Annotated in this window: 10 protein-coding genes; 3 read left to right on the top strand and 7 right to left on the bottom strand. The window is 71.7% G+C overall.

The window, feature by feature from the left end:
* Positions 1–17: 17 nt before the first annotated feature.
* The 5 genes from ACGFYQ_RS36160 to ACGFYQ_RS36140 form a co-directional block, all read right to left on the bottom strand.
* Positions 18–1,262 (bottom strand): sensor histidine kinase, encoded by a 1,245-nt coding sequence (locus ACGFYQ_RS36160; RefSeq protein ID WP_393750575.1) that lies wholly within the window; start codon positions 1,260–1,262, stop codon positions 18–20.
* 70 nt (positions 1,263–1,332) lie between these two features.
* Positions 1,333–3,633 (bottom strand): TOMM precursor leader peptide-binding protein, encoded by a 2,301-nt coding sequence (locus ACGFYQ_RS36155; protein ID WP_393750573.1) that lies wholly within the window; start codon positions 3,631–3,633, stop codon positions 1,333–1,335.
* A gap of 28 nt (positions 3,634–3,661) precedes the next feature.
* Positions 3,662–3,856 (bottom strand): hypothetical protein, encoded by a 195-nt coding sequence (locus tag ACGFYQ_RS36150; protein ID WP_393750571.1) that lies wholly within the window; start codon positions 3,854–3,856, stop codon positions 3,662–3,664.
* 156 nt (positions 3,857–4,012) lie between these two features.
* Positions 4,013–4,654 (bottom strand): hypothetical protein, encoded by a 642-nt coding sequence (locus tag ACGFYQ_RS36145; protein ID WP_393750569.1) that lies wholly within the window; start codon positions 4,652–4,654, stop codon positions 4,013–4,015.
* Between the two features lie 13 nt (positions 4,655–4,667).
* The gene (locus ACGFYQ_RS36140) at positions 4,668–5,474 is read right to left on the bottom strand and encodes an alpha/beta fold hydrolase (protein ID WP_393750567.1); all 807 of its coding nucleotides are present in this window, start codon (positions 5,472–5,474) and stop codon (positions 4,668–4,670) included.
* A 153-nt stretch (positions 5,475–5,627) separates the two neighbouring features.
* Between ACGFYQ_RS36140 and ACGFYQ_RS36135 the strand changes: the two genes are divergently transcribed.
* Positions 5,628–5,855, top strand: coding sequence for an MbtH family protein (locus tag ACGFYQ_RS36135; RefSeq protein ID WP_393750565.1), 228 nt, complete (start codon positions 5,628–5,630; stop codon positions 5,853–5,855).
* A gap of 129 nt (positions 5,856–5,984) precedes the next feature.
* Here the strand turns inward: ACGFYQ_RS36135 and ACGFYQ_RS36130 are convergent, their stop codons facing one another.
* Both ACGFYQ_RS36130 and ACGFYQ_RS36125 read right to left on the bottom strand, forming a co-directional pair.
* The gene (locus tag ACGFYQ_RS36130) at positions 5,985–8,543 is read right to left on the bottom strand and encodes an FtsX-like permease family protein (protein ID WP_393750563.1); all 2,559 of its coding nucleotides are present in this window, start codon (positions 8,541–8,543) and stop codon (positions 5,985–5,987) included.
* A gap of 11 nt (positions 8,544–8,554) precedes the next feature.
* The gene (locus tag ACGFYQ_RS36125) at positions 8,555–9,334 is read right to left on the bottom strand and encodes an ABC transporter ATP-binding protein (protein ID WP_393750561.1); all 780 of its coding nucleotides are present in this window, start codon (positions 9,332–9,334) and stop codon (positions 8,555–8,557) included.
* Positions 9,335–9,567: 233 nt separating this feature from the next.
* On the opposite strand from ACGFYQ_RS36125, the gene ACGFYQ_RS36120 reads away from it, so the two are divergent.
* Together ACGFYQ_RS36120 and ACGFYQ_RS36115 are read left to right on the top strand one after the other, a co-directional pair.
* Complete coding sequence (locus ACGFYQ_RS36120) at positions 9,568–10,968, top strand: serine hydrolase domain-containing protein (RefSeq protein WP_393750559.1); 1,401 nt, start codon at positions 9,568–9,570, stop codon at positions 10,966–10,968.
* 109 nt (positions 10,969–11,077) lie between these two features.
* Positions 11,078–12,162, top strand: a 1,085-nt coding sequence (locus ACGFYQ_RS36115) for an AMP-binding protein (protein ID WP_393750557.1), incomplete at its 3' end; no start/stop codon positions are given.

Raw genomic sequence — 12,162 nt, 5'->3', positions numbered from 1 at the left:
GGAAGGGTCCTCCCGGTTCAGGCGGCGGGGTCCCGGACGCCGAGCTCGGTGTCGTCGGGGTCGGCGAGTCTGCGCAGCGGCCGCGCCGGGGCCTGGGCGACCAGCTCGAAGGTGTCGCCGGAGCCGCGGGTGACGGTGAGCACGCCGGAGGCCGACAGCAGCCGTTCGCGCAGGTTGCCCAGACCGCTGCCGCTGTGGGGCGACACATCACGGTAGGAGGGATCCACACCGTCGTTGGAAACGGACAGGCGCACCCAGTGGTCGTCCTGGGTCGCCGTCATCGTGCAGGTGGTGGCGCGGGAATGCCGCAGCAGGTTGGTGACCGCCTCGCGCAGGACGGCGGCCAGTACGGAGTCGACCTGCCGGTCCACGGTGCCGTCCAGCCGGATCTCCACCCGCACCTCGACGTCCGCGGCCTCCAGCAGGGACTGGGCCGAGCGCATCTCCTGTTCCAGGGACATGCTGCGCAGGCCGCTGGAGACCACGCGCACGTCGGCGAGCGACTGCCGGGATATGGCGAGCACTTCGCCGACCTCCTCCAGGGCGCGCCCCGGATGGGAGGGGATCAGCCGGTGGATCAGCTCGCCCTTGAGGGTGATCGCCGACAGGCTGTAGCCCAGCAGGTCGTGGAGGTCCCGCGCGAAGCGCAGCCGTTCCCTGGTGACGGCCAGGCCCGCGAGCTGGCTGCGGGTGTCGTGCAGGGCCTGTACGAGCGAGGCCAGCCGGGACAGTCCGAAGACCACCAGACCGGTCAGCAGCGTCGACTGGCACAGGTAGACCGTCTCCTGGATGGAGAGGTTGTCCAGGGTCGGCGGGATCAACATGCTCAAGCCCACCAGGCCGTACGCCGGCCAGGCCCAGCGGGCCGGCAGCAGGAGCAGCAGCGAACCGGCCAGGAAGCCGGCCATCGCGCCCCACTGGGAGTGGAAGACGGCGATCGGCAGGTACGTCAGCAGGGCCTGCGCGCCGAGCGTCGCACTTCGCTGCCAGACCGGGGCCCGGCGCGCGGCGACACCCGAATGCCGCAGCTGGAGAACGAAGATGAGGCCCAGGCAGACGAGCGAGGTCAGCAGTGACGGCGTGGGCAGCTTCGTGCCCAGCAGGTTGAGGACCGTGATGCCCAGGTAACTGATCAGCGCGACCGTGAGGATGATGCGGGCCAGCCGGGGTGCGGGCAGGTCCGGCACGTCGGGCGGCTGGCTGTTGCCACCGCCCGTCTCGGGAGCTGAATGCAAGGGATCGTTCTCGTCATGGCGTGGCATGGTCGTCTGGGTCTGCAGCCTTGTCTGTCTCGTCCGTCGAACCCCGGTGCGTTCGTAAAGATCATACGGGCTAGACGAACAGAGGGACGGGGTTCAGGTGTTCGTACGGAGTCGGGGCCGGACAGTGCCCCGAAGCCACAGGAACGTCGAAGAGGCGGCCCGGGGCGAACCGCGGCCAGAAGTGCCGCAGCCCCGGCACCAGCACTTTGACCACCGGCAGTTTCAGGTCGGGCCGGGTCTGGTCCAGGACCAGTAGCTCCATGCCCCGCGACCGGACGGCCTCGGTGATCAGGGCCACGTCGTCGAGCAGGTCGGAGGTCGGGGCGTAGGCCCAGTCCCGGGGCCCGCGCGGCCGGTTGGCGTCCGGCCGTAGGTGGGTCTGGTTGGCGGCGGTGGCGCGCAGCCACCAGTCGAGGGGCTCGGGATCGGCCACCCGGTAGCCCGTGCCCCGCGCGGTGGCCCCGGCCACCAGGGGCAGCAGCTGGCCCATCTCGGTCAGCGCGCGGCGCAGCGCGAGGCGCGGGTCGAAGTGCGCGCCGAAGCCGAAGACGATGTCCTCGGCGGGCTTGTCCGTGCGCCGCGACAGCGCCGCGACCACCGGGATCCCGAAGTCCGAGGTGAGGTCCAGCGCCCACACTTCGCGGCTTACCGAAAGGTAGCCATCGCGAAGCCGGTCGATGTACGGCTCCGCGAAGGCGTCGAGGTCGACGGCGGACCGGCGGGTGCGGTTGTACCACCACAGGGCCACCGCGTCCCGCTCGACCAGCTCCAGGAATCCCTGCACCAGGGCGTCTTCGGGGCTGCTGCCGGCCGCGTTGCCGTTGGAGTCGGCGAACAGGCCGTCCGGTGACGGCTCTTCGCTGAAGTACAGCAGGGCGGTGGGCAGCAGCCGCTGGGTGCCTTCGGTGAGCGACCAGACCGGCGTCCAGTCGGTGGGCCGGTCCTCGTCGAACCGCGGCGGCACGTACTGCAGCCGGTCGCCGCGCGCGTTGATCCGGTCGCGGTCGGCGAACTGCCGGTCGGCGTACAGCTGGACGGTGTTGGGGTGCAGTGCGGCGGACCCCAGCGCGCGGTAGGTGCCGCGGACCACCGGCTCGTCGCCCTGCCGGGTCGCGCTGTACCGTTCCACCGCCTCGCCGAGGGCACTGGTACGGGCCTCCTCCGCACTGAGGCCCTTGCCGCCGCTGAGCGAGCGCAGACCGGCGCGCAGCCCCGCCAGGGTGGGGCTGCGCATGGCGAGGTTCTCGCCCGCGACGAACGCGTCGACGAAGTCGGGACTGCCCGGTGCCCGGCGGATCTCGCGGACGATCCCGGTGACGGGATCGACCAGCGGGGCGTACCGCCGCAGCATCTCGGCGGGGGTGAGCGCCCGGTGGCCGTTGAGGTCCTGTACGGCCTTGGGGCGCGAGCGCGGTACGAAGGGCCGGGTGACCCGCTGGGCCACCAGGCCGGGATCCCCGCACGCCGCGCACTGCGGCAGCCGCGCGACCGGATGCGCCGCGCTCTGCCACCCGAGGGTGTCCAGGACGTGTACGGCGTGCTGGGCGTCGTTGCGTACGCCGGCCAGCCACTTGGCGGCCTCCAGTACGGCCAGCTGCACGGTCAGCGCGCGGCCCGCGGGCAGCGTGGCCTGCGGCCGGGGCGGCGGACCGGCCAGGCCGAGCGCCCGCCGCAGCGGCTCCTCCGAGTGCCGGTGACCGCGCAGCCGGGTCGCCAGGCAGTGCCAGCACGGGCCCTCGTACGGCTGGAACACCGGCCCCACCCAGGAGGCGGTGGAGCCGAGTCCGGCGAGCATCCAGGGCCGCTTGGACTCGCGGTGCTCGGCGTCGATCTCCGCCAGCAGCGGGGAGAGGTAGTCCTCGCACAGGACGAGGGTGAGGTCGGCGTCCTCGCCGGGCGCGGCGAGGACGAGGCCGGAGGCCCGGCAGGCGGCGCGGACCTCGGCCGGGTCCACGCCGGCCGGGGTGACCACCCGCACGGTGCGCCGCGCCAGCGCGCCGTGGACCTGGCCGCCGTCGAGGCCGGCCAGGTCCCAGTAGGCCTCGGCCGCCGGGTCGGGGCGCGGGCCGTCGGGCGCCCCGGGCGCGCGCAGCCGGAGCAGGCCCGAGGCGTCGAGGGCGCGCAGGGACGCGTCGGCCTCCGCCGGGGTCAGCGACGGGGCCGCGTCCCGTACGACGGCGGCCGGGGTGCGGCTGCCGTCCAGGAGCGGGACGAGTACCTCGGCGGGCGGGCCGTGCAGGGCCGTGACGCCGCGGTGCGAGACGAGGTAGGCGGCTTCCCCGGGGACGAGCGTGGCGCGCAGGTGGCTCTTGAAGCCGAGCCGCGCCTCGTCCTCGCCGTCGGACGGTGCTCTGTGGTCTGCGTCCCCCATGGACATGCGTTCCCCCCCGTCTCTTTTCCTACTCGAACCGTATGGGAGCCGACGCGACGGCGGTGCCCGCCGGGACGGCGACGACGCACACGGAGAGCAGTGCGGCGCCCACGTCGCCGGACACGTCGAGGTCCTCGATCACGAGGGCGCGGGCGGCGGAGCGCATGGTGTCCGCGGCGGACTGCTCACCGAATCGGCTGTGCGAGGCAACGGTGTTCGTCATGGTGCTTCATTCCCCCAAGGATTGAACTCGATTGATTCTCTGATAATTCTGCACGGCGCCAGCACCCTACAGGCAGTGCCGCAATCACCGTGAAGACGTGAACTTCTCATGAACCGGGAAGCGTGATTCACGGTGTCGGTGCGAGTGGAACAGGTGTCATGACCACTTCGAAACGCGCTTCCGCCAGTATCCGGGCGACCGTCGCCCCGATCTCCTCACTGTGCCCGGCGTCCTCGCCGGGCAGCCGAGGACCACGAGCAGGGCCTCGCGGCTGTCCGGCGCGAGCTGGTGGTCGGCCGCGTCACAGTCGCGTTTTCCCAGCCAGGCGAGGGGGTCGAGGGGCTCGCCGGCCCGTGCCAGGCCGTAGACGAGGTCTCCGGCGGGAATCGGCCGGGACTTGGTGGAGAAGGCCGGGACGATCCGTTCGCCGCCGGCGGCCCGGGTGACGACCAGGTCCCGGCCGTCACCCGGGGGTGGGGCCTGGTGGAGGCCGATTCCCGCACCGTGTCGCAGCGTTGTGACGGTCACGGCGTCCACGACGGCGCCGTGGGACTTCCAGCCGCGCGTGGCCACGAGTTCACGCAGACGTTCGCCCGCCGGGATCACCGACGGGTATCCCAATTCGGCCAGAAGTTTTCGGTATCCGTCCGGAATCGGCTGCTGCGCGGCGTACCGGGAGTGCGCCTCCTCTGCCGTCAGCCCCTCGGCCGACAACAGCGGCCGGCCGGCGGTCAGCCGCCAGACGCGAGGGTGGCGCAGGCCCAGGGATCGGGCTCCACCGGTCGTTCGGACAATCACGGTTCCTCCGCGGTCAGTTCTGCCCGAAGAAACTCAGGAGTTCGGCGTTCACACGGTCCGGGCGTTCCATGTAGCCGTAGTGACCGGCATTCTCGATCTCCACGTACCGGGAGTCCGGAATGACGTCGGCGATTTCCCGGCTCAAATGCGGCGGCAGCACCAGGTCGTCGGCGAAACCGATGACCAGACAGCGCGCCCGGATACCCCGATAGGCGGTGAGCCGGTCCGCCGCCATTTCGACTCCGAGCTGCGCCCGGTATCCCGGTGCCGCGCTCGCCGGGGACACCTCGAACAGCTCCAGCCAGTCCTGTATCTCCTTGTCCTCGTTCAGCGTGGCCGGGGAGAGGAACTCCATCGCCCGCACGGTCGCGGCGTAGCGCGGCGGCAGGCTGACCCCGCTGTCGTGCAGTTCCCGCTCCGCGAGGTCGCGGAAGCGCCGCATCACGTCCTTGCGGCCGCGGGTCGCGATCAGCGCGGCCTCGGTCACCAGGTCGGGGCGGGCCAGGCACAGCTCCTGCGTGATGTGCGCGCCGAGCGAGGTGCCGACGAAGCGGCACGGGCCCAGGCCCAGGTGCTCGACCAGGGCCGCGGTGTCCGCGACCAGGTCGTCGATCGTGAACCCGTCCGCGCAGGCGTCGGTGGGCGGGATCCCGCGGTTGTTGAAGGTGACGACCTGGTACCCCGCCGCGACGAGCGCCGGTACCTGGTGCAGATGCCAGGCGCGGCCGCTCGCTCCGGTCCCCATGACCATCACCACGGGTTCCCCGCGGCCGGTGACGTCATAGCCGAGGCTGATTCCGTTGATTGTGCTGACCGGCACGGCCCTGTCCTCCTCTGCACGGTGGAACCGGCTGGCTCCGGCTCGGAAATTAGTCGGCCCGATACCGGTGGACCAGGAGTTTCGGCCCTGCCTTAAATCGTTGCGCCGGGCCGCGGGGGCGGGTCACGATCGGCACGACCGAAGGGGAGACTCATGGACAATCCGTTCGACGACGACAACGGCACTTTCTACGTACTGGTGAACGACGAGAACCAGCATTCGCTGTGGCCCGTCTTCGCCGAGGTCCCGGAAGGCTGGACCGTCGTGTTCGGCCAGGAAAGCCGCCAGGCCTGCCTGGACTACGTGGAGAAGAACTGGACCGACATGCGGCCCGCCAGCCTCATCGAGGCGATGGAGCAGACGGCCCGGGCAGCTGCCTGACCGTCAGGAACCCCCCACCCCCCCCACAGCGTCAGGGCGGGTGCCCCGGAGAGATCCGGGGCACCCGCCCTGACGTGTGTCCGGCAGGCGCCGGGACCGGCAGGCGCCGGGACCGGCAGGCCGGACCGGCTACTCGCCCGTGTACACCGCGTCGATCGGCTTGGTGCGCAGCGCCGAGCGCGTGGACAGGGCGATGGACAGCCAGCCCAGCAGCGCGATGAAGCCCGCGATGCCAAGCCAGACGGCCGGCTCCAGGTGCGGGACGGCCTGGCCGGTCATCGCCAGACTGCTGCCCACGGTGGGCGGGATGGCGATGAAGACGCCGACGGCGATCGCCGTGACCACCACGACCCAGGACTCCATGAACATCATCCGGCGGGTCTGGCGGCGGCTGGTGCCGATCAGGCGCAGCATGGCGAACTCGCGGCTGCGCGCCATGGTCGCCATCACCAGGGTGTTCACCACGGCGATCAGCACGTAGAGCAGGAGCAGCGAGTTGGCGATCAGGTTGGTCCAGGACTGCTGGGCGAACTGCCCCTGCTGAACCGCCGCGAACCGGTCCGGCTCCTGCACCTGGAGCGTCGGGGTGCGCTGGGCGAGCTCGGCCAGCGCCGTCCCCACCCGGTCGCGGTCCCCGGGGCCCGAAGCCGTCACCAGCAGGGCCGAGTCGAGGCCCTGGGTGGTGTGCGCGGCCAGCACGTCGTGGGGGAGCGTGACGTCGCCGAAGCCGAGGCCGTTGCCGTAGACGGCCACGACCTTGAGCTTCTGCCCGGTCCCGTCGCCGAGGCTGACGTCGGCCGTGTCGCCCACGCCCAGTCCGGCCGTGCCCGCGGCCATCCAGCTGAGCGCCACGGTGTCCCCGGTCAGCTCGTCCAGGCTGCCCTCGCGCACGTCCAGGTCGAGCGTACGGCCGAGTCCGCGCGGGTCGACGCCCTGGGCGCTGAAGGGCCGCGAGGCCTGCTTGTCGATCTCCACGTACGTGAGCATCACCTGGGAGCGGGCCACCGGGGTGGCGGCGCCGACACCGGGCACGGCGCGGACGGTGCCGGTCAGGTCCTGGGACAGCCCGGTGGCGTCGCTGGTCAGGACGTAGTCCGCGACGACCCCCGTCGCCGCCTGCTGCTCGGCCGTGGCCTCGACGGTCGAGAGGGTGGACAGCTGCATCAGGGCCAGGGCGGCGCCCAGCGCGAGCGGGACGACGGCGCTGCTGAGCCGGCGCGAGTTCGCGCTGCTGTTGGCGGCGGCCAGGTAACCGCTGACCCGGAAGCGGCGCAGCAGCGGGGCCATCACCCGGGTGGTGATCTTCACCAGCTGCGGACCGATCAGCGCGCAGCCGAACATGAGGATCAGCAGCGAGCCGGCGGCGCCCGCGATCGCCAGCTGCCCGGGGATCACCATCGGCAGGACGACCGCCGCCGCGAGGCCGAGCACGATCAGCACCCGGCCGGCGATCAGCCGGGGCCGGCCCAGCCGCGGCGGCTCCGCCTGCGACTCGCGCAGCGCCTCCACCGGCTGGATCCGCGCGGTGCGGAACGCCGCGACGTAGCCCGCCAGCCGCGCGCCCAGGACGCACAGCACCACGGCCGCGCCCGCCGGCGCCGGGTTGTACGACAGCTCGAAGTCACCCGGCAGCACCCCGACCGCGGCGAACGCGTCGCGCAGCGCCCCGGCGATCAGGAAGCCGGGCGCGGCGCCCAGCAGCGCGCCCGCGGCGGCGACCATCAGGATCTCGCTGCCGATCAGCGAGTGGATCTGGCGGGGCGAGGCGGCGATCGCGCGCAGCATGGCCAGTTCGCGCCGGCGCTGGTGGACCGTCAGGCCGAGCGTGGAGGAGACCACGAAGATGACGACGGCGAGCGCGGTGCCGCCGAAGGATGCGGAGAGCGCCACCAGGAAGCCGCGCGACTGCCCCATGTCCAGGAACTCCAGGTCGCCGACCTGCTTGCCCGTGTACACGGCGACCGCCTCGGGGGAGTCGGCGAGTGCCTTCTCGATCCGCGTGGCCAGCGCGCCGGCGTCCGTACCCGGCTCGGCGAGCACGCCGATCGCCGTGAGCCGGTCCGGGCGCTGCGACAGCTGCGCGGCCCGCTCGTCGGTGAAGAACGCCGCCGACTGCCGGTCCAGACCGCCGGGGGGCTGCGCGGCGAGGCCGGAGACCCGGTACGAGGCGGGCGTGGTGCCCACCGACAACCGGACGGTGTCGCCGGTCTTCACCCCGGCCCGCCGGGCCACGGCGGAGTCCAGGACCACGTCCTCGGCGGACCGCGGCTCGTGGCCCTCGGCCAGCGGGAACGGACCGAGGGCCGCCGAGGCCCAGCCGTGCCCGAACAGCGGGTGGTCGAGGGCCACCGTGCCGCCCTGCGGACCGGTGACGCTCATCTCCACGGTGCGGTCGCCGACCACCGAACGGACGCCGGGCACCTCGGCGATCTCGCCGGCCAGGCCGGCGGGCAGGGTGACGCGCTCGGCGAAGTGCGGGTCGAAGTTCTCCTTGACGGGCTTGGTCTGGTTGCCGCCGACCATCACCGCGGCGCCCGCGTAGCGTTCCGGCGAAACCCCGGACAGCAGCCCGGACATGAGCAGGACGCCACAGGCGGTCACGACCGCCGATCCGCAGAAGACGGCGATGAACGCCGCGATGAAACCGCCCTTGCGGTTCTTGATGGTGCTCCACGCGATGTCGAACATGTCCGGCCGCCCTACCAGTTGCCGAGGTGCGTCATACGGTCGGCCACCTGGTCGGGGGTCGGCCGCTGCAACTGCCCCGCCAGCCGGCCGTCCGCCAGGAAGACCACCGAGTCGGCGAACGAGGCCGCCACCGGGTCGTGGGTCACCATCACCACGGTCTGGCCCGTCTCGTCGACGATCTGCCGGAACAGGCGCAGGACTTCCTGGCTGCTCCGGGTGTCCAGGGCCCCCGTCGGCTCGTCGGCGAGCACCGCGTCCGGCCGGGTCACCAGCGCGCGGGCGATGGCCACCCGCTGCTGCTGGCCGCCGGAGAGCTGGTTGGGCCGCCGGTCGGCGTACTGGAGCATGCCGACGCGCTCCAGGATCTCGCGCAGCCAGGACTCGTCCACCGCCGTGTTGGACAGCCGCGGCACCAGCGTCACGTTCTGCTTCACCGTCAGCGCCGACATCAGGTTGTACGCCTGGAAGACGTAGCCGATGCGCTCGCGGCGCACGGCCGTCAGCGCGGACTCCTTCAGGCCGCCCAACTCGGTGTCCCCGAGGTAGACATGACCGGAGGACGGGCGATCGAGCCCGGCCAGGCAGTGCAGGAACGTGCTCTTGCCCGAGCCGGAAGGGCCCATGACGGCGGTGAAGGAACCCCGCGGCACATCGAACGAGACGTCGTCCAGAGCGGTGACAGCGCCCGTTCCTTCACCGTAGGTCTTGCTCACCGAGGCCAGCCGCATGGCGGCAGCCGTTCCCTGACTCTGCTCCTTGGCCGTCGCCGACCGGCGCCAAACCGATGTCATATTTCTCGCCCTCCCGTTCGTCAGCCGGATCAGACTATGGGAAGAGATGATGTGCGGCGAACCCCCAGAATCCCGTATTGAAGGTGGAGCCAGCTACACCATGGCCGGTTCCGTTCGGTCCACTGCGCGGGCCCCCCTTTCCACCTGGCCGTTTAACCCCAGACTTTAGCTCTTTGGTCCTGACATAGGGGCATCACTACGCTGGCCGTTATTCATTGACCTGGGTGGACTTGATGACGGAATCCGCTGACTTTCCCATGGGGCTGCCCGCGCACGGCGAAGTGGCCGGCCTGCTGGAAACACTCGCCCGTGAATACCTCGTACCCGGTGTGCAATTCGCCGTCTACGACCGCGGTGAGATCACGACCTTCACGTACGGAGAAGAGACCCGCGGGTCGGGCCGGCCGGTGACGGCCGACACGGTCTTCCCGTGGGGATCGGTGACGAAGTCCGCGACCGCGCTGCTGCTGGCACAGCTCGTCAGCGACGGCGACGTGGAACTGGACGAGCCGGTCGGGCCGCTGCTGCCGGAACTGGCGCGGACACCCGACAGCCCCCTCCACACCGCCACGCTGCGCGGGCTGCTCAGCCACACCGCCGGCCTGCCCGACATGCCGCCGGTCGAGGACGACCTGTCCCTGCGCGACTGCGTGGCCGCGTCGGCCGGGGCGGCGGCACTGTGCGAGCCCGGGCGGCTGTTCTCGTACTCCAACCTCGGCTACGTCCTGGCCGGCCGGATCCTCGAAGCCGTCACGGGAGTGACCTGGTGGGAGGCGGTACGGGACTTCGCGCTGAGCCCGCTCGGCGTGGCGGCCGGCTTCCTCGGCGCCACCTCCCCGGGGCCCGTCGCGGGCCAGCACGCCGTGCACCTGCCGACCGGGTCGGTGCACGTGGTCGACGAACCGGGACTGCCCAAGGCGCTCGTACCGGCCGGGGCGCTGACCTCCAGCGCCGCCGGCCTGCTGCGCTACGCCGAGGTGCACCTGGCGGCGGACGGCACTGCGGTGCTGGAACCGCGTCTGCTCGCGGAACTTCGCACCCCGGTGCCCGGCTCGCAGGCCTTCGGACTGGCCGACGGCTGGGGCCTGGGACTCGCCGTCCACACCGACGGCGAGGGGCGGCGCTGGCTGGGCCACGACGGCAACACCGGAGGGGCGAGCTGCGCGCTGCGCCTGGACCCGGAGCGGCGGATCGCCGTCGCCCTGATGGCGAACGCCACGTCCGGCCGGCAGATGGGCAACGCCTTCTTCGAGGCGCTGGCCGCAAAGGGCTGGGACATCGGCCGCCACCGCGAGCCCGAACTCGGCAGCCCGCTTTCCGGTGACGCACTGACCGCCGTCGCCGACGAAGTGTGCGGGGTTTACCGGGCGGGTGCGGATCTGCACACCGTGCGCCGCTCCGGCGGAGACGGGGAACTCCTCCTGGAGCGGGGCGGACTCGTGCCGGTCCGGCTGGAAATCCACCAGGGCCTGGAATTCCGTTTGAAAAGCGGTGCCGCCGAGGGCGGACACGGCAGTGATGAATCAAAGGACCTGTACCGCTTCGTGCGGGATTCCCGTACCGGACAGGTCGGCGGCATGTACATGAGCGGTGGACGGCTCCAGGTGCGGGAGGGAATCGGCCTGCTCGGCTGATTTCCCCGTACCGGTTTCCGGTTTCCGGTGCGTATGCGTTTTGCGCGCCCGGGTTGTCTTTTCGTTCGTCTGGATGGTTGTGGTTTCGATGCGTGGGGGAGTGGTTCGGGTGCTGGGGTCGTGGGCTTCGCAGGGTGGCGGCTTCGGGGATGCGGTGCTTCCCGAGGTGTTCGGCGAGTGGGTGGCGCGGACGCCCGACGCGCTCGCCGTGGTGTGCGCCGGCGAGCGGGTGTCGTACGCGGAGCTCGACGCCCGGGCGAACCGGCTCGCGCACGCGCTGCGCGCGCACGGGGTCGCGCCCGGATCACGCGTGGGTGTCTGCCTGCCGCGCGGCGTGGAGCCGGTCGTGGCCCTGCTCGCCGTCCTGAAGGCGGGCGCGGCCGCCGTGCCGCTGGACCCCGAATACCCGGTGGAGCGACTGCGGTTCATGGTGGACGACTCGGACGCCGCCGTGGTGCTGGCCTCCGCCGGGACGGGCCCGGTGGCGGCAGCCGCCGCAGGCGGCCGGGTGCTGCTCCGGGAGGACCTGGACCTGGACACCCGGCCGGGGACGGCGCCGGTGGTGGGGGTGTTTCCGCAGAGTGCGGCGTATGTGTTCTACACGTCGGGTTCGACGGGTCGTCCGAAGGGTGTGGTGCTGCCGCATGAGGGTTTTGTGCGGGTGGTGCGTGATCCGAATTTCGGTGTGGGTCCGGAGGATGTGGTTTCGCAGCTGAGCACGCTGTCTTTTGACGCGGGTGCGTTGGAGATGTGGAATGCGCTGCTGAATGGTGCGGCGTTGGCGGTTTCCGTCGAGCGGATGCTGTCGGTGGACGAGCTGGGTGCGTTTGTGCGGGCGCACGGGGTGAGTGTGCTGTGGCTGACGGCGGGGCTGTTCCACGAGGTCGTCGACGCCGATGTGAGCGTGCTGTCCGGGCTGCGGCTGGTGATGTCGGGGGGCGACGCGCTGTCGCCGCGGCACTGCCGGAAGGTCCTGGACGAGGTGCCGGGCGTGCGGCTGGTGAACGCGTACGGACCGACCGAGGTGTCCATCACGGCCTCTTCGCATGTGATCGAGGGTCCGGTGCTGTTGGGTGGTCCGACGCCGGATACGCGGCTTCGCGTGCTGGATGGCGGGCTGCGGCCGGTGGGTGTGGGGGTCGAGGGTGAGTTGTACGTGTCGGGCATCGGGCTGGCGCATGGGTATGGCGGCCG

This window comes from Streptomyces sp. NPDC048258 (assembly GCF_043201995.1).
In the GTDB taxonomy this organism is placed as follows: domain Bacteria; phylum Actinomycetota; class Actinomycetes; order Streptomycetales; family Streptomycetaceae; genus Streptomyces.
The sequence above is the reverse complement of the archived record's forward strand: the minus strand, read 5'-3'. Positions and strand labels throughout refer to the sequence as shown.

Coding starts and splice junctions, on each gene's coding strand:
- ACGFYQ_RS36160 (WP_393750575.1), bottom strand. CDS start 1,262: ATGCCACGCCATGACGAGAACGATCCCTTGCATTCAGCTCCCGAGACG.
- ACGFYQ_RS36155 (WP_393750573.1), bottom strand. CDS start 3,633: ATGGGGGACGCAGACCACAGAGCACCGTCCGACGGCGAGGACGAGGCG.
- ACGFYQ_RS36150 (WP_393750571.1), bottom strand. CDS start 3,856: ATGACGAACACCGTTGCCTCGCACAGCCGATTCGGTGAGCAGTCCGCC.
- ACGFYQ_RS36135 (WP_393750565.1), top strand. CDS start 5,628: ATGGACAATCCGTTCGACGACGACAACGGCACTTTCTACGTACTGGTG.
- ACGFYQ_RS36130 (WP_393750563.1), bottom strand. CDS start 8,543: ATGTTCGACATCGCGTGGAGCACCATCAAGAACCGCAAGGGCGGTTTC.
- ACGFYQ_RS36125 (WP_393750561.1), bottom strand. CDS start 9,334: ATGACATCGGTTTGGCGCCGGTCGGCGACGGCCAAGGAGCAGAGTCAG.
- ACGFYQ_RS36120 (WP_393750559.1), top strand. CDS start 9,568: ATGACGGAATCCGCTGACTTTCCCATGGGGCTGCCCGCGCACGGCGAA.